Origin of the sequence: Novosphingobium sp. (genome assembly GCF_019748365.1) — a bacterium.
Lineage (GTDB): Bacteria > Pseudomonadota > Alphaproteobacteria > Sphingomonadales > Sphingomonadaceae > Novosphingobium.
The window spans coordinates 1-22,976 of the sequence record NZ_JAIEPN010000043.1 but is presented as its reverse complement, the minus strand read 5'-3'; the positions used below and the strand labels follow the sequence as shown (position 1 = coordinate 22,976).

Here is a 22,976-nt window from a genome sequence, read left to right as displayed (position 1 = left end):
GGGTGAATGCACTGCTTCGGCAGTGCGCTTTGCGGCCACGAGTCGCTTCGCAGGAACGGACACGAAGGAGCTTTTGAAGACCAGAGTATCGACCCAGGGAGCCACACAGATTATGACAAAGAAAACCGGTCGCCGGTCGCACACGCTGAGGGCGCTGTGCCTTTCCACTATCCTTACCGGCATCGCCGCGCCGCAGGCCGCGTTCGCGCAGGAAACCCTTGCCCCGCAGGCGACTCCCGCCGATGAAACCAACCCGGCGAGCGGTTTCCAAGAAATCATCGTGACGGCCACGCGCAAGTCCGAGTCCGTGCAGAAGGTGCCGATCGCGATCCAGGCGCTTTCCTCCGATTTCCTCGCGCAGCGCCAAGTCAAGGGACTCGCCGATTACGCCGCGCTGCTCCCTTCGGTATCTTTCGCGGGCATCGGACCCGGTCGTAGCGAGGTCTATTTCCGCGGTATCGTTCCCGCCGGCGGCGCCTACGCCTCGGTCGGCTACTACCTTGATGAAATTCCCATCACCGGCTCCGAAGTGCCCGATATCCAGGTCTATGACATGGAACGCATCGAGGCGCTGTCGGGCCCGCAGGGCACCCTGTTCGGTGCAGGTTCGCTCGCGGGCGTGCTGCGCTTCATCACCGCCAAGCCGAAGATCGGCTCGTTCGAACTGGGCGTTGACACCGAAGTCAACAAGTTCGGCAAGGGCGATGCGGGGGGCACCTTCAAGGGCTTCGTCAACATTCCCGTAAGCGACAAGCTCGCGATCCGCGCGATGGCCTACTACCGCAAGGAAGGCGGCTACATCGACAACACGCCTAATAACGGCAAGTTCAACGACGGCCGCCCCGCGGTGCTGAATCTTGGCGACGACAATCCGCTCACGTCCTTCACGCTCAACAACGCTTCGATTGCCAAGGACAACTACAACCCGGTCTACGAATACGGCGGCCGTCTCTCGATGCTGTGGGACGTGGCCGATGGCTGGGAGATCACACCGTCAATCACCGCGCAGCGGCAGATTTCCTACGGCTATTTCGGCTTCGACCCAAGGCTTGGCGATCTTGAGGTCCATGACTACGACCTCACCCGCAATGACGACAAATGGTATCAGGCCGCGCTGACCATCCACGGCCACATCGGCGATTTCGATCTCGTGTCGGCGACGGGCTACTACCACCGTAACCGCAAGATCAATAACGACTACACCTACTACACCGTGGCCTACGACGGTTTTGGTCCGGGGTATGAAAGCTACCTGCAGTTCTTCGACAAGGCTGGCTGCACCGGTAGCGGTGCAACGCTCAAGTGCACCACGCTGCTCAACCCGACCCAGTATTACCACGCCGATAACACCAACAAGAAGTTCACCCAGGAAGTGCGCCTGACGACGCCCAAGTCCTGGCCCTTCGATGTGACGGTGGGCGGTTTCTATCAGCGCCAGAAGAACAACACAAACGACTTCTACGCGATCCGCGGGCTGGACCAGATCGTTGGCTACACTGCGCCTGGCGGCGGCGATACCAACTTCGCCGGCTTCGGCATTCCGGAAGCGCAGGGCGGCACGATGATTCTCGGCTCGCCCGCGGTGCGTGAAGACGGGTTCTACATCACCGAGAACGACACGCTCTATCATGATACAGCCGTCTTCGCCGAAGCGCATTACAACATCACTCCGGCGATCAAGATCACCGGCGGCATCCGGTACTTCTGGACCGATTACCAGATCACCGGATTTGGCGGTGTGCAGAGTTCGGCAGTCAATGCGCCGGCAATCTTCATTCCGACAGGCGCGGTCGGCTGCCCGCTGCCGCTGACCGGCGCGCGCCTTGAATGCCGCAACACCAACCGCCTCGATCCGGAAAGCATCGGCCGCTACAGCGAACAGGGCCAAACGCACAAGATCGTTGTCGACTGGCAGTTCGCGGATCAGAAGCTGGTCTATTTCAACTACTCGACCGGCTTCCGCCCCGGCGGCTACAACCGGCCGCTGCGCATTCGCGCCACCACGACGCAACCATCGGTGGTCGTGGCAGCGCCTGCCTTCAAGTCAGAAACGCTCACCAACTTCGAGCTTGGCTTCAAGACGACGTGGAACAACATCTTCCGCCTCAATGCCGCGATCTATCTCGAGAAGTGGAACAACATCCAGTACGGCGTGGTCGTCGCAGGGGCCCAGGGCGCTGGCTACACTGGCAACGCCGGCAAGGCCGAGGTCAAAGGTATCGAGTTCGATGCGGACCTTCGCCTCGGCAAGTGGACGATCACCTCAAGCGGCGCGTACAACGATGGCAAGCTCAAGGGCGATTTCTGCAACTTCGTCGCCAACCGCGCCGCGCAGACCATCTCGCAGCTTGATACCTGCTCGCTCGGTACCTTTATCGACGCCGACGGCAACATCGTGACAGACAACTCTGGTGGCACCAACCTCGGTACTCCGACGGTTGCGGCGGCCAACGGCACGCGCCTGCCGCGCCAGCCCAAGTTCAAGGGCACGACCACGATCCGCTACGACACGGATATCGGGGACTACAAGGCATACATCCAGGGTGCGGCGCTCTACCAGACCGGCGCGACGCAGGATCTCAACGTCGAGAACAACAACTTCCTCGGCAACACCCCGGGCTTTGTGAGCTTCGACTTTGCGGCCGGCATCAGGAAGGAACACTGGACGATTGATGCGTTCATCCAGAACGCGTTCGACCGCCGCGGCCAGCTGACCCGGACCACTTTCTGCTCGATCGCAGTGTGCTCCGGCTCTTCGCGGACATTCCCGATTCGGCCGCAGTTCTTCGGGCTCAAGATCGGCTATCGTTACTGAGGCGCTGGCTTCGGCCGATAGCCTGCCGATAGGCGACAAGCCCCCCGCGGTTCCGGCCGCGGGGGGTTTTGCTTTGCCCCTTCGTCATTTCGGCGCGGGCATGACCGAAAACCCGGGGCAAGAAGAAACCCCTCCCGCAAAGCGAGAGGGGTTCGGGAAATCTTCTCCGAAGGGCCGCTATCAACCCGGCAGGATCAAGCCAGCGACATCGGCAGGCTGCGCAGGCGCTTGCCCGTTGCATCCTTGATCGCGTTGGCAATCGCCGGGATCACCGGCGGAAGCGTCGGCTCGCCAAGCCCGGTCGGCGGATTGTCGGTCACCACCCAGGTGATCGCGACATCGCCGGGGGTCTGGTTGATGCGGATCAGCGGGAAATCACCGAAGTTTTCCTGCGTAACCGCACCCGCCTTCTGCTCGATCGGCTGCCACACCAGCGCCTGCGCGATACCATCGATCACCGCGCCCTGCATCTGATGCTCGGCCCCCATCGGATTGATCACCTGGCTGCCGATGTCCCCCGCCACCCAGACTTTGTCGATCGTGATCTGGCCATCGGCCACGGTGAGATCGACCACTTCGGCAAAGTAGCCGCGATGGCTGAAGTAGAACCCGAATCCGCGCCCCTTGCCCGGCGTCGTCGAGCGCTTGCCCGTCCATCCGGCGAACTTGCAAACAGCATCGATCACACCCCGGGCGCGGCCTGTGTCGAATGGGGTGTCGTCCGGTTCGGGCGGCAATTGCTTGGGCGAGCCCAGCGTGCGGCGCATCAGTTCGGGCAGATCCGTCCCCGCCGCTTCGGCCACTTCATCAAGGAAGCCCTGGAACACGAAGGACACCGCGTTGGACGTCGGCGCCCGCAGCCAGCCTGTGGTCACGTTGGTCTTGAGGAACGACATGCCGAAATGCACATCCGGCAGCACTGGCCCCGGAAACTCGGTCGCCCGCATTTCCGCAGCGCGCATCGGTTTGCCGTCGGTGCCAAAGGTGATGAAGTGGTCCTTCAGCGCCACCAGCGCGCCGCTCGCATCGAGCCCCGCCGTCATGCGGTGCCACCCGCCGGGGCGGTAGTAGTCGTTGCGCATGTCGTCGGTGCGATCATAGAGCAGCTTGACCGGGCGGCCCGGCACCGCCTTGGCAATGCAGGCGGTCTGGATCATGAAATCGCTCATCAGGCGCCGGCCGAAGCCGCCACCGATGCGCGTCATGTGGATCGTCATCGAGGCGGGATCGATCCCCAGCACTTTGGCGATATCGGCCCGCGCGGTGCCGGGATCCTGCGTCGGCGCCCAGAATTCAAGCTTGCCGTCCTTGTGCCACAGCGCGGTGCAGTTCTGCGGCTCGAGCGTGGCGTGGGCAAGGAAGGGATAGGCGTAGTCTGCCGTGACCACCTTGGCAGCCTTGGCCAGCGCGGCATCGGCATTGCCCGCTTTGAACAGGTCCGCCGTGGGTGCCGCAGCCAGCAGCGCCTTGGCCTGCGCGGTATAGCCCTCGGTCGAATAGCCGTCGAAGCCTACGGTATCCCATTGCACCGCCAGCTTTTCGCGCGCCTTGTGGACGCGCCACCAGCTGTCGCCGACTATCGCCACAGCATTGTGCTTGCCCGCCGGAATCTCCCCGTCGGTGATCGGCACCACCGCCAGCACGCCCTTTTCCTTGCGGACCGCAGCGTCGTCAAAGCTCTTCAAGGTGCCGCTGATCACCGGGCACTTGACCATCGCGGCATAGAGCATGCCCGCCGGATGGGCATCGATGCCGAACAGCGGCTCGCCCTTGACGATGGCAGGCGTATCGACACCGGGCCGCGACTTGCCGACGATCTTGAAGTCCTTGGGATTCTTGAGCGGCACCTTCTCCAGATCGGGCGCGGCGATCTTTGCCGCGACGGGGGCCAGCGCGGCATAGGTGATCGAGCGGCCAGTCGCGGCGTGCTTCACCGAACCCTCGCTTGTCGTCAGGCTCGCGGCGGGAACGCCCCACTGCTGCGATGCCGCCGCCACGAGCATGGCGCGGGCACCGGCCCCGGCCTGGCGCGCCGGCAGCCAGTTGAGCGGCGTTGTCATGCTGCCGCCTGCAAACTGCGGCCCATACTTGTCCTGATTCTCGTCGGCCTGCTTGATCTTCACCTGGCTCCACGCGACGTCGAGCTCCTCGGCGATCAGCATGGGCAGCATGGTCTTGACGCCCTGCCCGATCTCCGGGTTCTTCGCGAGGATCGTCACCGTGTTGTCAGGCGCGATGCTGACGAACACGCCCAGCATCGCGGGCTCGCCCGCGCCGGACGCGGCGGCAAACGCCAGCTTCGCTTCGAACGTGAGCGCGGCCCCGCTCGCAAGGCTGGCGGCGAGGAACGAGCGGCGGGAAACGGAAACGGCGTTCATGCGGCTGCTCCCGCAATGGCCCTGCTGGCTTCGGCAATGGCTTTCTGGATCCGCAGGTAGGTCGCGCAGCGGCAGATGTTGCCCGCCATGCCCGCCGTCACTTCATCGGCGGAAGGCTTGGGCGTCGCGGTCAGCAGCGCGGTGGCCGACATGATCTGCCCCGCCTGGCAATAGCCGCACTGCGGCACGTCGAGCGCGGTCCACGCCTCGACCACCTTGGCGCCCACCGGCGAGGCGGTCACGCCCTCGATCGTCACGATGTCCTTGCCCGCGGCATCGGCCAGCGGCGTCTGGCAGGAGCGCACGGCCTCACCGTTGAGGATGACCGTGCAGGCGCCGCACAGCCCGGCGCCGCAGCCGAACTTGGTGCCCGGCATATTGAGGTCTTCGCGCAGGACCCAAAGCAGCGGCTTGTCGGATTCGACATCGACGGTGCGGGGCTTGCGGTTCACGGTCAGCGAGATCGCCATTGCGGTCCTTTCGAGAAGCCGGGGCGGCAAATGCGCGCCAAACCGGCGAATTCGGGGGAACTTCGGCCTTGATTCGCCCCGGATACAGCATGGTATCAATGGAGCCTTGGCCGAGTAATAATCTATAATTTTCAGTGACTTGAATAACCAGAACAAAGTCTGTACAAACTTCGGGATTCCGTCAAGAGCGATTTGCCGGAAGGGCACTCTGGTGAGGGCCCCGCGCGCGTGCTACGCAACCCCCATGGATCGTAATACTGTCATGCTTGACGAAGCACACCGCGAAGCCGGTATCGCAAGCGATGACGGCATGGCCACCGGCCCTCGCCCCGGCACTTATGCGCGGGGGACAGAAACGGTCGATGCCATTCTCAAAGCCGCGCATGATGTGCTGATCGAGGAAGGCGCCAGCGCTTTCACCATCCGCCGGATCGCCACCAAGAGCGGCATGAAGGTCGGCAATGTCAGCTATCATTTCCCGCGCAAGGAAATGCTGATCAAGATCATGCTGGACGAGTTGCTCGACAGCTATGACAAGCTGCTCGAGAACGAAGTCCGCCAGCCAGAAATCCCGCCGGAAGACCGCCTCCGGCTGATGGTGAAGCTTTGCCTCGATGATATTGCCGGCAAGCGCACCACCCGCCTGTTTACCGAGCTCTGGGCGCTCGCGAACCACAATGCCTTCGTCGCCGACCGGGTGCGCGTGTTCTATCAGCGGGTGCACGATTTCATCGGCGAAGTGGTGACCGAGCTCAACCCCGCGCTCTCGCCCGACGAGGTGCACACCGTCGCGCTTTACATCAGCGCCTCGATGGAAGGGTCGACTCCGTTCCTCGGATTCGAAAAGCCGTGGGCCGCAAAGATGCCGCAGATCACCGCGATCGCCGCCGAGGCCCTGGTGGCCCTCGCCAAGTCGATCACGCCGCAGCAGATCGCCGCCAGCACCTGATCCTGAAGCGTTTTTTTTCGCGGCTCTGCACAGGAACCGCGCGATCGGCATTACAAAGCGCTTGACTAAAACTGGACGGTCGTCAAATCTTTCTCGCAAGCGCACAAAGTGCATGGGGTTCAGGCGTTTCAGACAGAAGGGGCCAGGCCAGATGAAGATGATGAAGGTTCAGGGCAAGTCTTCGCTCTCCGCTAGAGCCAGGTACACCGCCGCGGCTGTCTGCGCGCTGACCCTGCTTGGCGGCGCCCCTGCGGCGCAGGCAGCGGATCCGCTCCAGCCCGATCCCGAGCTCGAGGCGGTCACGCTCTCTGCGCCAAAGCCAAGCTGGGTGTTCGTTGAACGCGGCTTCGTCGTGCCCGGCAACACGATCTACGATACGGACACGGGCAAGATGCTCGGTCAGGTCGAAACCTCGCACCTCTCGGACCTCTCGCTCGATCCGGCCGGCAAGGTTTACTACGTGGCCGAAAGCATCTGGTCCAAGGGTTCGCGCGGCACGCGGCAGGACATGATCACGGTCTATGATGCCGCAACGCTCAAGCTGAAGAGCGAAATCGTGATGCCCGGCCGCATCCTGATCGGCGGGCGCAAGTTCAACTTCGTGATCGGTGAAGCGGGCAAGACGGCTTACGTCTACAATCTCGATCCCGCATCCTCGGTCAACGTGATCGATCTGGTCAAGGGCAAGTTCGTCAAGAAGATCGAGCTGCCCGGCTGCGCCAGCCTGATGCCGGTGGATGGCGTCGGCTTCTCGGCGCTGTGCTCCGACGGTTCGCTCGCCACGGTCAAGACCGCCGGCGCCAAGCCCGAAATCGTCCGTTCGGCGCCGTTCTTCTCGGCAACCAACGATCCGATCTTCGACAACTTCGGCTTCAACGGCCCCAAGCAGGAAGCCGTGTTCCTGACTTATACCGGGCAGGTCTACACCGCAAAGCTCGGCGCCACGCCGACGATCTCCGAGCCCTTCTCGATCCAGGCGGCCGCCGGTGTGACTCCCGCCGATACCAAGCCGCTCGATGTGTATTGGTACCCTGGCGCACGCCAGGGTCTCGCGCTCCATTCCGCCTCGGGGCTCGCCTATGTGCTGATGCACACCGGCGAATACTGGACCCACAAGGAACCCGGTACCGAAATCTGGGTTCTTGATGTGGCGGCGAAGAAGGTCACCAAGCGGATCCCGCTCGAAGAACCGGCGGCGACGATTGCCGTGACGCAGGAAGCCGCTCCCAAGCTGGTTCTCGGTATCGAGGACGGTACGCTGCTCATCCTTGACGCCAAGACCGGCGCCGAGAAGTTCAAGCTCGAAAAGTCCGCCGGCGGCGTGCTGCGGACACTGGAGCCCTGATGGCAGATAGCAGTGCCTTGACACTGGCAGCCCTCGGCGGAACCGGGCTGGGCGTGATCGGCCTCGCCGGCGCAATGGGGGTCGGCCTCGTGTTCCTGCAGGCCGCGCTTGCCAAGCTGCGCCACCGCGAACTGCTGTCAGGCGTCATCGCCAACTACCGCCTCCTGCCAAATGTGCTCGTCGGTCCGGCAGCCTTGCTGCTTGCCCCGGCCGAACTCGCCGTCGCGCTTGGCCTGCTGCTGGGCGGACAGCCCCTTGCGGCGGCAGCCGCCATCGCGCTGCTGGTCATTTTTGCTGCCGCAATGGCCATCAACATCACGCGCGGCCGGCGCGAGATCGATTGCGGATGCGGTCGGTCGCAGCTGCGCCAACCGCTCAGCTGGCTTCTCGTCACGCGCAATCTGCTGCTCGCGGCGCTGCTTGTTCCGCGCCTGCTGCCCGGCAGCGCATCAACCTATGCCGATCTTGCCATCGCACTGGCCGGCGGCCTTGCGGTCTTTGTGATCGTCCAGCTCTTCAACGCCATCGGGGCGCTTGCGGCATCGCCGCTCGCCGCCTCGCGGAGGTAACTGCATGCTGCAAGCCTTGCTCGTATCGACGGTGGTTTCCTGGATTGTCATCCTCCTGCTGGGTGTGGCGCTGCTCGCGCTCGCCCGTCAGGTCGGCGTCCTGCACATGCGCGTCGCCCCGGCCGGTGCGCTGACCACATCGGCTGGTCCCGCCGTCGGCAGCGCTGCGGCGGCGATACCCGCCACGACGATCGAAGGCACAAGAACCACGGTGGGCGGCCATCTCCACGGCGTGCCGCTGCGGCTGCTGATGTTCGTCTCGCCCTCGTGCCCGCTGTGCAAGAACCTCATTCCGGTGGCGAAGTCCTTCGCCCGCGATGAACGCGTGCAGCTCATCTTCATCGGGGATGATGATGCCGCCGCGCAGCGCCAGATGATCGCGGAGCATGGCCTTGGCGGGTATCAGTTCATCAACGGGCCCGATGTCGGCCAGGCTTATGAAGTGGCCAAGCTGCCCTATGCCGTCCTGATGGACGAGCACGGCACGATCCTTTCCAAGGGCCTCGTCAACAGCCGCGAGCATCTCGAAAGCCTGGTCATCGCGCACGAAATGGGCATCCGCTCGGTGCAGGATTACATCGGCAAGCTCAAGGCCGTGGCCAATTGATCGCCCTCATCCACTCACACCAACACGGTTCCAGCGCACAACAGGGGACAAGCTCATGAAGACCTTCAATCCCGACGCCATGGGCGAGAAGCTGCTCCGCCGCCTTGCCGGCGGAACCTCGCGCCGCGGCATTCTTTCCCGGCTCGGCCTCGCGCTGGTTGCCGCGCCGGCTTTCCCGCTGCTGCCTGTCAGCCGCGCGAGCGCCGCGAAGCCCGACCGCTCGCCGGAAGCAAAGACCAACTTCGCCCGCAACGCGCAGAGCACGGACGACACCAAGTGCACCTACTGGCGCTATTGTGCGATCGACGGTTCGCTCTGCTCGTGCTGCGGCGGCGCGCTCAATCGCTGCCCTCCTGGCGCCGAGCACTCGCCCGTCTCGTGGGTCGGCACCTGCATCAATCCCGACGATGGCCGTGCCTACCTGATCGCCTACCGCGATTGCTGCGGCAAGACATACTGCAACAAGTGCGATTGCGACGGCACCGACCGTGAAACGCAGCTCTATGTGCCGCAGCTCAACAACGACGTGATCTGGTGCTTCGGTACGACGAGCATGGAATACCACTGCTCGACAGCGGTTCTCGTCGGCACCGCCTGATCGGCGGGCACGGCAGGGCTTCCGGCGAGCGGCGAGCGGGTCTAAGGATAGGCGTATGAAGAAGCGCATGGGCCTGTTCGCCGCTGCCACGCTGCTAGGCGTGTTGTCGCTCGGCACGCTGCGCGCGGCTGAGCCGGACAATCACTCGCCCGAAATGACGGCAGAAGTCCGCGCCAAGATGGCGGATCCCGAGCTTGCGCAAAGCGACTTCATCGAACAGTGCGCGGGCTGCCACGGCGTACGCGGCACCACGGCTCCCGCGCATCTGCCTGAAATCAAGGACCGCGTCGGCTGGTTCATGTGCACCCCGGAAAGCCGAGCCTATCTGCTGCGCCTGCCCAATGTCGCGCACAGCCGCATCACGGACAATGCCCAGCTCGCGGACCTCATGAACTATGTGGTCTTCGTGCTCGGCGGCAAGAGCGTGCCCGCAGGCACCAAACCGTTTACCGGCGAGGAAGTGGCGCATGAACGCCAGTTCCCGCTCACCAGTGTCTCGCTTCAGGCCGAGCGGCTGCGCCTGGCCAAAGTGGCGATCGCCAAGTGCCGGGCGCCGGCCTCGCTCCGCCTGCAATATCCCGGCTCAAAGCAGTGATCGCGCACGACGATCGCAGCATTCTTGGTCTGCTGGTCGAAGGGGCAGCGGCGGGTGTGGAAGGCGTGCTCGTCACGCTGACCGGGATCGAAGGCGGCTCCTCGCGCGGGATCGGCGCGCAGATGGCGGTGCTCGCGGATGGTCGCAGCGCTGGCTCGTTCTCCGGCGGCTGCGTCGAGGCTGCCGTCATCGCGGAAGCACAGGACGTGCTGGCGCAGGGCTATGGCCGCACCGTGCGCTACGGCATCGGCTCGCCCTATCTCGATATCCGCCTGCCTTGTGGTGGCGGCATCGACCTGCTGTTCACCCCGCGTCCCGATCCTGTGGTGCTGAAAGAAACGCTGACCCGGCTCGATGCGCGCAAGGCGGCGGTGCTTCGCCTCAACGAAGGTGGTGCTGCGCTCTCGGAAACGCCCGGTTTCCACGGCTTCCAGCGCGCCTATGCCCCGCCACTGCGCCTCGTCGCGCTTGGCCATGGCGAAGACCTCACCGCGCTCGTGCGCCTTGCCCGCGCCTTCGGCCTTGCGGTCGAAGCCTATGCGCCGGCAAGCGACCGTCTGGCCACTGCCGAACCGGGCGTGCAGCCGCTTGGCAGCCGCACCGCTCTTCCCGAGCTGGTTGGCGATCCGTGGACGGCGTTCGTGTTCCTGTTCCACGATCACGATTGGGAAGAACAGCTGCTGCCCCATGCGCTGGCGCAGGAGGGTTTCTACCACGGCGCCGTCGGCAGCGCGCGCACGCACCGCGCACGCCTTGCGGGTCTGCGCACGATCGGCGTGCCGCAAGCAAGCCTCGATGCACTGCGCGGCGGCATCGGCCTGATCCCGGCGACTCGCGATCCCGCCACGCTGGCGCTCTCGATCCTTGGCGAACTGGTGCAGGACTATCAGGCCTGCGCGGGCATGCCCGGCTGGAGCGGCCGCGCGCCGGGCCGGATGGGGCAAGATCCCGCCTCGCATGTCCCCACCCGCAACTGAGGCCGGCTTCACCGGCCTCGCGCTGGTGCTGCTCGCTGGCGGGCAATCGGCCCGGTTCGGTGGCCCCAAGCTGATCGCCCCGCTCGGCGGCAAGCCGCTTGCCCTCCACGCCGCCGGGATGCTGGCCGCCCTGCCCTTTGCAACGCGCTTTGCGGTAATCGGACCGGACGTGCCGGATTTTGCGGCGTTCGGCTACCAGACCGTGCCGCTGACCCCGCCCGGTGCTGCGCAGGCACGCTCACTCGCCCTCGGGGTCGCTGCCGCGCAAGCTGCCGGCGCGCGCGCCGTGCTGGTCGCGCTGGCCGATATGCCGCTGGTGCCGGCGGCGCATATCCACGCCCTCGTTCGCCAGTTCGACGGGGATCGCATCGCCACCGAAGCAGGCGGCGTGACGATGCCGCCAGCCATCTTCGTCGCCTCGCATTTCGCCGCCCTGACCACGCTCGATGGCGATCGCGGCGGGGCTGCAAGGCTCAAAGGGGGCCCCACCGTGCCGCTCGATCCCCGGCTAGCGCTCGACGTGGACCGGCCCGAGGACCTCGCGCGCGCCCAAGCCCTGCTCTAACTCCCCTTCGTCACCCCCGCGAAGGCGGGGGCCCAGAGCGGCAAGCACAGCGTATGTCGCTCTGGATTCCCGCCTTCGCGGGAATGACGAGAAGTTAGGGGTCAGAGCAACGCGCGTTCCACCGCCTTGTGCCACCCGGCAACGAGGTCACTGCGCAGCGCCGCGCTCATCTTCGGTTCGAAGCGGCGGTCGCTCGTCCAGGTCGCCTCCAGGGCGGCGAGATCGCTCCACACGCCCGTTGCCAGCCCCGCAAGGAAGGCCGCGCCCAGCGCCGTTGTCTCGACACTGACGGGCCGCTCGACCGGTGCGACCAGCACATCGGACAGGAACTGCCCGAGCCAGTCGTTCGCCGCCATGCCGCCGTCGATGCGCAGCGCGGCATCGCCCGGATTGGCGTCCTCGCGCATGGCATTGATCATGTCGAGCGTCTGGTAGGCCACCGATTCCAGCGCCGCACGGGCCACATGCGCCGCGCCCGCATCCAGCGTGAGCCCGCAAATCAGTCCGCGCGCATCGGGGTTCCAGTGCGGCGCGCCGAGGCCCACGAAGGCCGGCACCATATAGACGCCGTGGTTGTCCGGCACGCGCACCGCCATGTCATGCGTGTCCGAGGCATGGGTGATGATCTTGAGGCCATCGCGCAGCCACTTCACCGCCGCACCCGCCACGAAGATCGCGCCTTCCAGCGCATAGGTCGTCTCGCCGTTCAGCCGGTAGCCTACCGTCGTCAGCACGCGCTTCTTCGAAGGGATCGGCTTGTTCCCGATGTTCATCAGCGCAAAGGCGCCGGTGCCATAGGTCGATTTGGTCATCCCTGCGCGGAAGCAGGCCTGCCCGAACAGCGCTGCCTGCTGGTCGCCCGCCATGCCGGCAATCGGGATCGCGCGGCCAAGGATCGCGGGATCGCACTCGCCAAAGATGTACGAATTGTCCTGCACTTCGGGCAGCACCGAAGCCGGCACGCGGAGCAGGCGCAGGAGTTCCTCGTCCCATTGCTGCCTGCCGATATCGAACATCAGCGTGCGCGAGGCATTGGTCGGATCGGTCGCGTGGACCTTGCCGCGCGTCAGCCGCGACAGGAGGAAGCAGTCGATGGTCCCGAACGCCAGCTCGCCGCGGTCCGCCGCCGCGCGGGCCCCTGCCACTTCATCCAGGATCCACGCGAGCTTGGTGCCCGAGAAGTAGGGATCGAGCAGCAGGCCGGTCTTGGCGGCGAACAGCGGTTCGGCCCCGTCGGCCTTCAATCTTGCGCACGTATCCGCCGTGCGCCGGTCCTGCCAGACGATGGCGCGGTGGATCGGCTTGCCTGTCGCGCGGTCCCACACGGCCACGGTCTCGCGCTGGTTGGTGATGCCGATGGCGGCAATGTCCGCCACATCGATTCCCGCCTTGCCGACCGCCTCGCGCAGCACGGTGACGACGTCCTGCCAGATATCCTCGAGCTCGTGCTCGACCCAGCCCGAGGCCGGATAGTGCTGCGCAAATTCGCGTTGCGCCACCGCAATCGGCTTCGCGGCGGCATCAAACACGATACAGCGGCTCGATGTGGTGCCCTGATCGATGGCGAGAATATAGGGGGGCTGCATGGGTCTCCTCTCGTGGCCTTGCGCCGTTTGCCCCTGCCTATCCAACCGGCATGGCCTCCGGAAGCACCCTTTGCGGAAAACCCATAGAAAATTGCGATAGCCGCCGTGGACCCTCAGGCGTCGAGACGGAAATGGAACACCCGGCTTGGCCCATCCTCCGGCAGCACGTAGACCTCGCGGCCCTCGATGGCCATGCCCTCACCCGTCACCGGCCCGCCGCGCCCGAACGGACGCACCGGACCGATCGAACCCGCCTTGAGCGAACGCGTCACCCGCATGGTCGCAGGATCGATCCAGTCGAGCGTGCCCCCCAGCCAGCTGGTATTGCCGCCCGCCACCAGCTTGCCGTCCACGAACTTCATGTCCTGGAAGTGCGTACCTGATGGATTGTCGACGACCTTAACCGGCCTCGTCCCGCGTGCCAGATCGAAGGTATAGAGCTGCCGGCTGTCCCAGTTACCCGCAACAAGCTTCGTGCCGTCCGCCGCGACGCAGCCGATATGATCCGCCACCGCGATCCTCCGACGCACCGTCAGCGTCTCGGCATCGATCTCCACCAGCACTGCCGAGCTGTCCGGCCGCAGTTCCGCCACCGGCACCCACAGCGACCCGCCCGACAGCGAAAGCCCGCCGGGGTGATACCGCGCGCCGTCGGTCAGTTCGAGCCGCCGCAGGAAGCGCCCGCTCGCCCGGTCGAACAGGTGCAGGAACGCCCGCTGTCCGGCGTTATCGACCGAGGTCACCCAGACATGCTTGGGATCGAGCGCCAGTCCCTGCACATGGAACACCTCGCCCTGCAGCTGCAGCGCCCCGACATATCTGCCGTGCTCCAGTTCTCCGTCATAAGTCGCGGGGCTGAACGATCCGGGTGAAGCCGAGAGGGAAATGCCCGAAGCGAGGTTGAGCACGGCCAGAAAACCGCCACGTAGAAGCTTGCCGATCATCGTCGTAATGCTTTCCGAAGCCCTTGGGTTTCGGCGCCCCGGTGACGATGTTCAGAGGCATCTGCGTGGCAGTTCCCGGAATCTGCCGCAGGACTGCAATATTGGCGGTATCCCCCGACTTATCCACAGGCCATTACTTGGCGAGTGCGACCTTTTTGCCACTCACCGGACGCTGATAAACCAGCTTCCCGCCGAGGAACGTCATGTCCACCTTGCCGGTGAGGAAGCTTGCTTCCGGCGCCGTCAGCGGATCGAACGGCAGCACGATCATGTCGGCCAGCTTGCCCGGCTCGATGGTGCCCTTCTCGTTCTCTTCCCACGAAAGGTAGGCGCCGTTGGCGGTATACATCCGGATCGCCTCCTGCAGGGAAACCGCTTCCTCCGGACCGCGCGGCACGCCGCTCGGTCCTTTGCGCGTCGTCGCGGCATAGAGCCCCACCAAGGGCCCGATCGGAAGGTTGTCGCTGGCAAAGGCCATGAACAGCCCGAACTTCCTTACCGGCGTTACCACCGCATTGTTGTGCGCAAGCCGCCAGTCGTCGAGCAGCGCGGCATAGCGGTCATCGAGATTGTAAAGGAAGTTGGGCTGCTGCGAGATCATCACATGATCCTGCGCCATCGTCGCCATGGTCTCGTCGGGCGGCATGATGGTGAAGTGATCGAGGAACCAGCGCCGGTCATTGGCGGCATGCGCGGGATCGGGGATCGTCGTCAGCGCGTTGTGATAGGCCTTCACCGCCTGCACGATGGCCGCATCGCCAATCGCGTGGATGCCCATCTGCCAGCCCAGCCTGGCCGCACTGTCGACCAGCTCCTGCAGTTCCGCATCGGTGAAGCGCCCCTTGCCGCGGAAGCCTGGCTGGCCCTTGTAGTCCGCAAGCAGCCACGCGGTCGGCCCGGTAAAGCCGCCATCCACCGCGTTCTCGCCAATCGCGCCGAGCCGCAGGTGATTGTCGCCGTAGCCGGTGTGATAGGGAAACGCCTTCAGCCGCTCGGCACCCGGATGGATGATGTACATCGTGATGCGCGGCAGCTCGGCGCCCATCTTGGCGTAGACTTCGCGCGCGCGCTTCCAGGTCATGTTGGAAGCGCCCCACAGCGGGTCGAGGTCCTTGCTTGCAGTACCGCCCTTGCCCACCGGCTCGTCGTCGATCGTCCCGCTGGCATCGTGGAAGCTGGTGATGCCGAGCGCGAGCATCTGCTTGAGCCAGGTGATCGTCGGCCCGCGCATGGCTTCCCAGCCCGGATCGGGAATGAACTTCGAGACGACGTCCATGCGCTCGCGGATGATCCCGCTGGGCTCGCCATTGGCGTCGCGCTCGATGAGGCCAGTGGCGGGCTCCGGCGTCGACTTGTCGATCTTGGCGATCCTGAACGCCGCCGTATTGTAGGCCGCCGAGTGTGATCCGGCGCGCAGCAGGGCCACCGGATTGTTCGGCGCGGCGGCATCGAGATCGGCGCGGCTCAGATTGCGCTTTTCGGCAAAGTTCGATTCCTGCCAGCCATAGCCGGTGATCCACTTGCCCGGCCCGAGTTCCTTCGCCTTGGCGCGCAGCATGGCCTGCACTTCGGTGATGCTTTTGGCATCCTGCACCGCGATGTCATTGGGCGAGACGGGCTTTGGATGCAGATGCGTGTCGATAAAGCCCGGCATCAGCGTCTTGCCCGCAAGGTCGATCACCTTGGGCGCCGAATAGGCATCCAGCAGCTCCTCGCCGCCCACCGCGACGATCCGCTCGCCCTTCACCGCCACCGCCGTCTTCAGCGTGAATGCGCGGTCAACGGTGATGACCTGGCCCTTGTGGAGGATGAGGTCGACAGCTTCCTTGGCCGAAGCAGGCTGCGCCAATGTTGCCGCAATCAGTCCACCCAAAAGCCCGATACGCCGCGAAACTCCCATGTCGATACCCCCCGATCCTGAACGCCTGTCCTAGATCGTATCAAGTGGGCATAGTGCTGTCGACCGCCTTAGGCCCTTCTTCGTCACCCCGGACTTGATCCGGGGTCCCGCTTCCTTTCGGAGACCAGGGTGAGAGGCGAGCGGGACCCCGGGTCAAGCCCGGGGTGACGGAAGAGAACCGCGGGATATTGCAGCCCCCTCAGCACTCCACCACGTTCACCGCGAGCCCGCCCTGCGAGGTTTCCTTGTACTTGTCGCGCATGTCGAACCCGGTCTGGCGCATCGTCTCGATCACCTTGTCGAGGCTGACCATATGCTCGCCATCGCCCAGCAGCGCGAGGCGTGAGGCGTCGATGGCCTTGACCGCGCCCATCGCGTTGCGCTCGATGCAGGGGATCTGGACAAGCCCGCCCACCGGATCGCAGGTGAGCCCCAAGTTGTGCTCCATCCCGATTTCCGCCGCGTTCTCGATCTGCGCGTTGCTGCCGCCCAGCACCGCCGTCAGCCCCGCCGCCGCCATCGAGCAGGCCACGCCCACTTCGCCCTGACAGCCGACTTCCGCGCCCGAGATCGAGGCATTGCGCTTGTAGAGCGCGCCAATCGCCGCCGCCGTCAGCAGGAACACACGCCGCCCCGCCGTGTCCCCGCGATAGCAGCGCTCGTAGTAGCGCAGCACCGCCGGGATGATCCCTGCCGCGCCATTGGTCGGCGCCGTCACCACGCGGCCGCCCGCCGCGTTCTCCTCGTTGACCGCCATGGCCCACAAGTTGATCCAGTCGAGCACCACCAGCGGATCGCTCAGCGCCGCCTGCTGGCGCGCGACGAGTTCCGCCGCGATGCCCTGCGCCCGGCGCTTGACGCGCAGGCCTCCCGGCAGCACGCCGCCTTGCGAGGTTCCCCGGTCGATGCAGGCCGCCATGGTATCGGCGATCAGATCGAGGCCCTGCTCCACGTCCGCCAAAGGCCGCAGCGCCGTCTCGTTCGCCAGCATCAGTTCGGCAATCGTGAGGCCCGCCGCGCCCGCCATGGCGATCAGCTCATCGCCGGTGGTGAAAGGATAGGGCACCGGCGCGGCATCACCCGCCGGCGCATTGCGGCCCGCCTCGTCCTCATCCAGCACGAAGCCGCCGCCGACCGAATAGTAGAACCGCCGCAGCAGCACGCCCTCATCCGCGCCGAAGGCGGACAGCGCCATCGCGTTGCTGTGGAACGGCTGGCGCTCGCGCTGGTGGAAATGGAGATCGTCTGCCGGGGCGAAGCGCACGCGGTGCCGGCCGAGCAAATCGATCTGCCCCGTCTCGTGCACTGCCGCAATCTTCGCCGGCGCCGCGTCGATATCGATCCCGGACGGCGTCTCGCCCATCAACCCCAGCAGCACCGCGGTATCCGAGGCATGCCCTTTCCCCGTCAGCGCCAGCGAGCCATAGAGATCGACCTCGACCCGCACCGTGTCAGCCAGCAGTCCGCGTTCTTCCAGCAGCAGGCAAAACCGCCGCGCCGCAACCATCGGCCCCACGGTATGCGAGCTTGAAGGCCCGATGCCGATCTTGAACAGCTCGAAGGTCGAGACGGTCATGCCGGATCGGCGGCTATGCGCTCGGGGATGGCGACGATCAGCGGGTCATGCCCCCACGCCGCCAGCGCGCGGACCAGATCGGCGCCTGGCAGACCAACCGTCGCCGTATTGCGCAAGGGGTGGACGTGCACCGCATCGGCCGCCGCAAGCTCCGGATCGAGCACCACGCGCACCGCGCCGCCGGTGTCGTTCATGGCCGCGAGCGGTGTCACCGAACCCGGCGTCACCCCCAGCAGCCGCTCCATATCCTCGGCCTTGCCGAAGCTGAGCTTCTTGGCGGCGATCGCGCCCGCCAGCGCTTTCAGGTCAACGCGGCGCGATTGCTCGACGGTTACCAGCCAGAACTGGCCGCCGCTATCCTTCAGGAACAGGTTCTTGGTATGCGCGCCCGGCAGCGCATCGTGGATCGCGAGGCTTTCCTCTACGGTATAGACCGCCTCATGCTCGAGGATCGACCACCCGATCCCCAGTGCCGCGAGGGCATCCTTGAGCGCTGCCTCGCTCATTTCGCGTCCGGCATCGCGGCAAGGAACGCGTTCCACAGCCAGGTCGCAAAGCTGCGCCAGACCTCGACATGCCAGCGGTCCTCGGCCTCGCGCCAGATCACGACTTCCACAGTCTCGAACACCGTCCGCGTCGCGCGGCCAACGCCCATCTTCGCGAGGTCAAGCGGGCAGCCGCTGCAGAGCACCGCCAGCGCGCCCGGGCCTTCGAGGACCAAGCCGAGCGCGCGGGAAGACACATCGACCACGCTGACGGGCAGCCCTTCGCCGCGCGGCAGGTCGAAGTTGTCGGGCAGCACAACATACCATTCATCCGGCCCAAGGCAGGCAATCCCCGCGTCCGTACCGCCGATCCGCTTGGGCACTTCGCGGCCAAGGACGCCTTCGAGCACCTTCGGATCACGCGCGCGCATCGAATAGCGCACCTTGCCCTCGGCCAGCGACAGGCGAACGCCCGCGCCCTGCACCGGCTCGGTGCCGAGCTTCAGCTCCGCCGCCGAAACCGCGATTTCTGCGATCTCAACCATTCAGGCGGCTCCCTTCAGCATCATAGAACATCGGGGCCACGACCTTGGCGCTGATCGTGCCATTCGGCATCGGAATGTGCAGCGTATCCCCCATCCGGTCGCGCCCACCGGCCACCAACGCCATTGCGATGGAACGGCCCAAGGTGGCGCTGTGGTATGATGAGGTAACGTGCCCGATCATCGTCATCGGCACGGGCTGGTTGGGATCAGCCACGATCTGGGCGCCTTCCTCCAGAACCGCCTGCGGATCATCGGTGAGCAGGCCCACCAGCTGCTTGCGTCCAGGTGCGACGATATCGGGCCGTGCCAGCGAACGCTTGCCGACGAAATCGGGCTTCTTCTTGCCGACTGCCCAGCCCAGCCCCGCATCGTCCGGCGTCACCGTGCCATCGGTATCCTGCCCGACGATGATGAAGCCCTTCTCCGCGCGCAGCACATGCATCGTCTCGGTGCCATAGGCGACCGCGCCATGCTTCTGCCCTTCGGCCCAGATCGCTTCCCAGACCAGGCGGCCATGCTGCGCCGGCACGTTCACTTCGAAACCCAGCTCGCCGGTAAAGCTCACGCGGAACAGCCGCGTTTCGACGCCGCAGATCTGCCCCTCGCGCACCGCCATATGCGGGAACGCTTCTGGTGAAAGGTCGATGCCCTCCACCAGCGGCGCGATCACGCGGCGCGCCTTCGGCCCCTGCACCGCGATCACCGCCCACTGCTCGGTCGTGCTGGTCAGCCACACATCGAGGTCCGACCACTCGGTCTGGAGATAATCCTCCATCATGTTCAGCACGCGCGCGGCGCCGCCGGTGGTGGTCGTCAGGTGGAACCGGTCGGGCGCGAGCCGCGCCGAAACACCGTCGTCGATGATGAAGCCGTGCTCGCCCAGCAGCAGGCCATAGCGGCACCGCCCCGGCTCCAGCGACTTCCACGGGTTCGTGTACATGCGATTGAGAAACTCGGCGGCATCAGGCCCGACGACCTCGATTTTGCCAAGCGTCGAAGCATCGAACACGCCGACCGCCGAGCGCACCGCGCGGCATTCGCGCGCCACCGCCGCGTCCATGTCCTCGCTTCCTTGCGGGAAGTAGCGCGCACGCCGCCACTGCGCGACGTTCTCGTAAACCGCACCGTGATCTGCCGCCCAGTCGTCGATCACTGTCTTGCGCAAGGGCTGGAACAGCGCTTCCTTGTGGTGCCCGAGGATCGCGCCAAAGCTCTGGGGCGTATAGGGCGGGCGGAACGTCGTCAGGCCAATCTCGGTCACGGGGCGGTGCAGCACGCCCGAGGCGATCTGCAAGCCGTTGAGGTTCGACGTCTTGCCCTGATCGGTCGCCATGCCGTTGGTGGTATAGCGCTTGATATGCTCGATCGAGCGGAAGCCTTCCTGCACCGCCAGCCCGATATCGCGCGCTTTCACGTCGTTCTGGAAATCGACGAAAGCCTTGCTTTCGTGGAGCGGCTTGGGCGCGGGCAGCAGGCCGATCGAGAGGCCCTTGCCGAAATCCCAGTCGCCGCCACAGGCGCCGACGCAACGTAGGTTCTCGTGCGTCTTGTCCGGCAGAAACGCGCCCCAGGCCTCATCCCACCGCAGCGTGCCCTTGGCGTGGCTCCACAGATGCACGGTCGGCGTCCAGCCACCGGCCATCAGCACGCCATCGCAATCCAGCTTCTGCCCTTTGCCCACCCCGGCAAGCGCGATGGTCACGCCGTTGACAGCCTGGCCGCCGGACGCGCTCGTCACCGCATAGCCCTGATAGCAGGCGATCCGCGCATCCCGCGCGCCCTCGATCAGGTCCGCCGCCACATCGCGCCGGATATCGACGATGGCGGCGATATTCACGCCCGCCTTGTGCAGCGCCAGCGCATCGCGCCACCCGCTGTCATGCACCGCCATGACAATCAGCTTGCGGCCCACCGCAACGCCATAGCGCAATGCGAAAGTCTTGGCCGCGCTCGCCAGCATCACGCCGGGCACGTCATTGCCTTCGAACACCAATGGCCGCTCGATGGCGCCCATCGCGAGCACAACCTCGCCCGCGCGAATGCGCCACAGCTTCTCGCGCGGACCCTCTGCCTCGTCCACCGCCAGATGGTCGGTCAGCCGCTCCGCCGCGACCACGAAGTTCTGATGATAGTGGCCGATGGCCGTCGTGCGCGCGAGGACGGTCACGTTGTCCAACGCCGCCAGCTTGGCGCTTGCTTCTGCCAGCCAGGCCCACTGCGCCGGATCGCTCAAGGCCCCGCCGCCAATTTCTTCCTGTTCGTCGATCAGGAACACCCGGCCGCCGCTCGCCGCCGCTTCCAGCGCCGCCGCAATGCCCGCAGGCCCCGCGCCGACCACCAGCGTCTCGCAATGCGCATAAGTCGCGTCGTAGTGATCGGGATCGCGCGTCGTCGGGCTGTCACCCAGACCCGCCAACCGGCGGATGATCGGCTCGTAGACCTTCTCCCACGCAGCGCGCGGCCACATGAAGGTCTTGTTGTAGAAACCCGCCGGAAAGAACGCCGAGAACACGTTGTTGACCGCAATCAGGTCGGTCTTGAGCGTCGGGAAGCGGTTCTGGCTGGTGGCGTGGAGACCGTCGTAGATCGGCACCGAAGGCGCGCGCAGATTGGGCGTCACGCGCCCCGGTCCACGGTCCACCGTCACCAGCGCGTTGGGTTCCTCGACACCTGCACCCAGAATGCCGCGCGGGCGGTGATACTTGAACGAACGCCCGAACAGCATCTGCCCTTGCGCCAGCAGCGCGGAGGCGAGGCTGTCCCCGGCATAGCCCCAGCGCGCCTTGCCATCGAAGGTGAACGTGCGCTTTGTGCGGCGGTCGATCCGCCCGCCATCCGCCAGACGAAATCCGCTCACTTGCGGGCCTCCCCGGCCTTGTAGGTTGTTTCAAAAACGTCGCTCACCGTATCACGCACCGCATTGAAGAAGCGCCCGCACCCATGCGTGTGCCGCCACCGTTCATGGTGCCGCCCGCGCGGATTGCTGCGAATGTAGAGAAATTCCTCCCACTGCTCGTCCGAATAGGTCGAGGGATCGACAGGCCGCGCAATATGCGCCTCGCCGCCATAGGCGAACTCGACCTCGGGCCGCGCCTCGTCGCAATAGGGGCAGTGAATCAGCAGCATTTCGGGTGCCTCAGTGCGCGACGGCGGCAGCCGCCGCCTCGTCGATCAGCCGGCCGTTGCGGAACCGGTCAAGATTGTAGGGCGCGTTGATCTTGTGCGGCTCATCATGCGCTATGGTATAGGCAAGAAGATCACCCGCACCCGGCGTCGCCTTGAACCCGCCGGTGCCCCAACCGCAGTTCACATAGAGCCCCTTGACCGGTGTCTTGCCGAGGATGGGCGAACGGTCCGGCGTCACATCGACGATCCCGCCCCAGGTCCGCAGCATCCGCATCCGCGTGAATATCGGGAAGATCTCGCAGATCGCCGCGAGCGTATGCTCCACGATATGGAACGCACCGCGCTGCGAATAGCTGGTGTACTGGTCCGTGCCCGCGCCGATCACCAGTTCACCCTTGTCGGACTGGCTCATGTAAGCATGCACCGTGTTCGACATGACGACGCACGGGAAGATCGGCTTGACCGGCTCCGAAACCAGCGCCTGCAGCGGATAGCTCTCGAGCGGAAAATCGAGGCCCGCCATCTTCATGACGAGCGATGTGCTGCCCGCCGCCGAAACGCCCACCCGGCGCGAGGCAATGAAGCCGCGCTCGGTCTCGACGCCTTCGATCGCGCCATCAGCACCCCGGCGAATGCCGGTGACGGCGCAGTTCTGGATGATATCAACGCCGAGCGCCGAAGCCGCGCGCGCATAGCCCCAGGCCACGCTGTCATGCCGCGCCGTCCCGCCGCGCCGCTGCAGCGCGCCGCCCAGCACCGGATGGCGCGTGCGCGGCGAGATATCGAGCGGCGGGCAATAGGCCTTGCACTCTTCCGCCGTCAGCCACTCGTTGTCGACGCCGTTCAAGCGGTTGGCATGGATATGCCGCTTGAAGCTCTGCACATCATGCACATTGTGCGCGAGCATCAGCACGCCGCGCTTCGAATACATGATGTTGTAGTTGAG

The 22,976-nt window shown here is 65.4% G+C and carries 20 protein-coding genes; 9 read left to right on the top strand and 11 right to left on the bottom strand.

Annotation, left to right across the window (positions count from 1 at the left end; genetic code table 11):
- Positions 1-112 precede the first annotated feature (112 nt).
- A complete protein-coding gene (locus K5Q19_RS06350) occupies positions 113-2,815 on the top strand; it encodes a TonB-dependent receptor (protein WP_292942318.1) in 2,703 nt (900 codons plus the stop codon).
- A 194-nt stretch (positions 2,816-3,009) separates the two neighbouring features.
- On the opposite strand, the gene K5Q19_RS06345 is transcribed toward K5Q19_RS06350, so the two are convergent.
- Complete coding sequence (locus tag K5Q19_RS06345; protein WP_292942315.1) at positions 3,010-5,193, bottom strand: molybdopterin cofactor-binding domain-containing protein; 2,184 nt, start codon at positions 5,191-5,193, stop codon at positions 3,010-3,012.
- Positions 5,190-5,663 carry a (2Fe-2S)-binding protein gene (locus K5Q19_RS06340; RefSeq protein WP_292942313.1) on the bottom strand — a complete coding sequence of 158 codons (474 nt, stop codon included), beginning with the start codon at positions 5,661-5,663 and terminating at the stop codon, positions 5,190-5,192. Before K5Q19_RS06340 ends, K5Q19_RS06345 begins: the two co-directional genes overlap by 4 nt.
- A gap of 244 nt (positions 5,664-5,907) precedes the next feature.
- Here K5Q19_RS06340 and K5Q19_RS06335 point away from each other — a divergent pair, with 244 nt between their 5' ends.
- The 8 genes from K5Q19_RS06335 (at position 5,908) to K5Q19_RS06300 (ending at position 11,868) form a co-directional block, all read left to right on the top strand.
- On the top strand, positions 5,908-6,612 hold the full coding sequence (locus tag K5Q19_RS06335) for a TetR family transcriptional regulator C-terminal domain-containing protein (protein WP_292942311.1): 705 nt from the start codon (positions 5,908-5,910) through the stop codon (positions 6,610-6,612).
- Between the two features lie 151 nt (positions 6,613-6,763).
- Complete coding sequence (locus K5Q19_RS06330) at positions 6,764-7,957, top strand: amine dehydrogenase large subunit (RefSeq protein ID WP_292942308.1); 1,194 nt, start codon at positions 6,764-6,766, stop codon at positions 7,955-7,957.
- Positions 7,957-8,526: a MauE/DoxX family redox-associated membrane protein gene (locus K5Q19_RS06325; RefSeq protein ID WP_292942305.1), complete on the top strand. Its 570-nt coding sequence runs from the start codon at positions 7,957-7,959 to the stop codon at positions 8,524-8,526. The genes K5Q19_RS06330 and K5Q19_RS06325 overlap by 1 nt, the downstream gene beginning before the upstream one ends.
- A gap of 4 nt (positions 8,527-8,530) precedes the next feature.
- Positions 8,531-9,133, top strand: a complete 603-nt coding sequence (locus K5Q19_RS06320) for a methylamine utilization protein MauD (protein ID WP_292942302.1) — start codon at positions 8,531-8,533, stop codon at positions 9,131-9,133.
- Between the two features lie 55 nt (positions 9,134-9,188).
- Positions 9,189-9,731, top strand: a complete 543-nt coding sequence (locus K5Q19_RS06315) for a methylamine dehydrogenase light chain (protein WP_292942299.1) — start codon at positions 9,189-9,191, stop codon at positions 9,729-9,731.
- 55 nt (positions 9,732-9,786) lie between these two features.
- Complete coding sequence (locus K5Q19_RS06310; protein WP_292942296.1) at positions 9,787-10,326, top strand: cytochrome C; 540 nt, start codon at positions 9,787-9,789, stop codon at positions 10,324-10,326.
- Positions 10,323-11,303, top strand: coding sequence for an XdhC family protein (locus tag K5Q19_RS06305; protein ID WP_292942293.1), 981 nt, complete (start codon positions 10,323-10,325; stop codon positions 11,301-11,303). Before K5Q19_RS06310 ends, K5Q19_RS06305 begins: the two co-directional genes overlap by 4 nt.
- Positions 11,284-11,868, top strand: a complete 585-nt coding sequence (locus K5Q19_RS06300; RefSeq protein ID WP_292942291.1) for an NTP transferase domain-containing protein — start codon at positions 11,284-11,286, stop codon at positions 11,866-11,868. The genes K5Q19_RS06305 and K5Q19_RS06300 overlap by 20 nt, the downstream gene beginning before the upstream one ends.
- A gap of 101 nt (positions 11,869-11,969) precedes the next feature.
- Here the strand turns inward: K5Q19_RS06300 and glpK are convergent, their stop codons facing one another.
- From glpK to K5Q19_RS06255, 9 genes are all read right to left on the bottom strand, one after another.
- On the bottom strand, positions 11,970-13,454 hold the full coding sequence (glpK, locus tag K5Q19_RS06295; protein WP_292942289.1) for a glycerol kinase GlpK: 1,485 nt from the start codon (positions 13,452-13,454) through the stop codon (positions 11,970-11,972).
- Positions 13,455-13,567: 113 nt separating this feature from the next.
- Entirely contained in the window at positions 13,568-14,398 is an 831-nt protein-coding gene (locus tag K5Q19_RS06290) for a DUF6454 family protein (RefSeq protein ID WP_292942286.1), read from the bottom strand.
- 133 nt (positions 14,399-14,531) lie between these two features.
- Positions 14,532-16,298 (bottom strand): amidohydrolase, encoded by a 1,767-nt coding sequence (locus K5Q19_RS06285; RefSeq protein WP_292942284.1) that lies wholly within the window; start codon positions 16,296-16,298, stop codon positions 14,532-14,534.
- A gap of 199 nt (positions 16,299-16,497) precedes the next feature.
- Entirely contained in the window at positions 16,498-17,874 is a 1,377-nt protein-coding gene (locus K5Q19_RS06280; RefSeq protein WP_292942281.1) for an L-serine ammonia-lyase, read from the bottom strand.
- A complete protein-coding gene (locus K5Q19_RS06275) occupies positions 17,871-18,380 on the bottom strand; it encodes a prolyl-tRNA synthetase associated domain-containing protein (RefSeq protein WP_292942278.1) in 510 nt (169 codons plus the stop codon). Before K5Q19_RS06275 ends, K5Q19_RS06280 begins: the two co-directional genes overlap by 4 nt.
- The gene (locus K5Q19_RS06270; RefSeq protein ID WP_292942275.1) at positions 18,377-18,904 is read right to left on the bottom strand and encodes a sarcosine oxidase subunit gamma family protein; all 528 of its coding nucleotides are present in this window, start codon (positions 18,902-18,904) and stop codon (positions 18,377-18,379) included. The genes K5Q19_RS06275 and K5Q19_RS06270 overlap by 4 nt, the downstream gene beginning before the upstream one ends.
- A complete protein-coding gene (locus K5Q19_RS06265; protein WP_292942273.1) occupies positions 18,897-21,761 on the bottom strand; it encodes a 2Fe-2S iron-sulfur cluster-binding protein in 2,865 nt (954 codons plus the stop codon). The genes K5Q19_RS06270 and K5Q19_RS06265 overlap by 8 nt, the downstream gene beginning before the upstream one ends.
- Complete coding sequence (locus K5Q19_RS06260) at positions 21,758-22,030, bottom strand: sarcosine oxidase subunit delta (RefSeq protein WP_292942271.1); 273 nt, start codon at positions 22,028-22,030, stop codon at positions 21,758-21,760. Before K5Q19_RS06260 ends, K5Q19_RS06265 begins: the two co-directional genes overlap by 4 nt.
- Before the next feature lie 10 nt (positions 22,031-22,040).
- A partial coding sequence (locus K5Q19_RS06255) for an FAD-dependent oxidoreductase (protein WP_292942269.1) occupies positions 22,041-22,976 on the bottom strand: 936 nt, incomplete at its 5' end.

Coding starts and splice junctions, on each gene's coding strand:
- K5Q19_RS06270 (WP_292942275.1), bottom strand. CDS start 18,904: ATGGTTGAGATCGCAGAAATCGCGGTTTCGGCGGCGGAGCTGAAGCTC.
- K5Q19_RS06260 (WP_292942271.1), bottom strand. CDS start 22,030: ATGCTGCTGATTCACTGCCCCTATTGCGACGAGGCGCGGCCCGAGGTC.
- K5Q19_RS06310 (WP_292942296.1), top strand. CDS start 9,787: ATGAAGAAGCGCATGGGCCTGTTCGCCGCTGCCACGCTGCTAGGCGTG.
- K5Q19_RS06340 (WP_292942313.1), bottom strand. CDS start 5,663: ATGGCGATCTCGCTGACCGTGAACCGCAAGCCCCGCACCGTCGATGTC.
- K5Q19_RS06290 (WP_292942286.1), bottom strand. CDS start 14,398: ATGATCGGCAAGCTTCTACGTGGCGGTTTTCTGGCCGTGCTCAACCTC.
- K5Q19_RS06330 (WP_292942308.1), top strand. CDS start 6,764: ATGAAGATGATGAAGGTTCAGGGCAAGTCTTCGCTCTCCGCTAGAGCC.
- K5Q19_RS06325 (WP_292942305.1), top strand. CDS start 7,957: ATGGCAGATAGCAGTGCCTTGACACTGGCAGCCCTCGGCGGAACCGGG.
- K5Q19_RS06345 (WP_292942315.1), bottom strand. CDS start 5,193: ATGAACGCCGTTTCCGTTTCCCGCCGCTCGTTCCTCGCCGCCAGCCTT.
- K5Q19_RS06275 (WP_292942278.1), bottom strand. CDS start 18,380: ATGAGCGAGGCAGCGCTCAAGGATGCCCTCGCGGCACTGGGGATCGGG.
- K5Q19_RS06350 (WP_292942318.1), top strand. CDS start 113: ATGACAAAGAAAACCGGTCGCCGGTCGCACACGCTGAGGGCGCTGTGC.
- K5Q19_RS06335 (WP_292942311.1), top strand. CDS start 5,908: ATGGATCGTAATACTGTCATGCTTGACGAAGCACACCGCGAAGCCGGT.
- K5Q19_RS06300 (WP_292942291.1), top strand. CDS start 11,284: ATGTCCCCACCCGCAACTGAGGCCGGCTTCACCGGCCTCGCGCTGGTG.
- K5Q19_RS06280 (WP_292942281.1), bottom strand. CDS start 17,874: ATGACCGTCTCGACCTTCGAGCTGTTCAAGATCGGCATCGGGCCTTCA.
- K5Q19_RS06315 (WP_292942299.1), top strand. CDS start 9,189: ATGAAGACCTTCAATCCCGACGCCATGGGCGAGAAGCTGCTCCGCCGC.
- K5Q19_RS06285 (WP_292942284.1), bottom strand. CDS start 16,298: ATGGGAGTTTCGCGGCGTATCGGGCTTTTGGGTGGACTGATTGCGGCA.
- glpK (WP_292942289.1), bottom strand. CDS start 13,454: ATGCAGCCCCCCTATATTCTCGCCATCGATCAGGGCACCACATCGAGC.
- K5Q19_RS06320 (WP_292942302.1), top strand. CDS start 8,531: ATGCTGCAAGCCTTGCTCGTATCGACGGTGGTTTCCTGGATTGTCATC.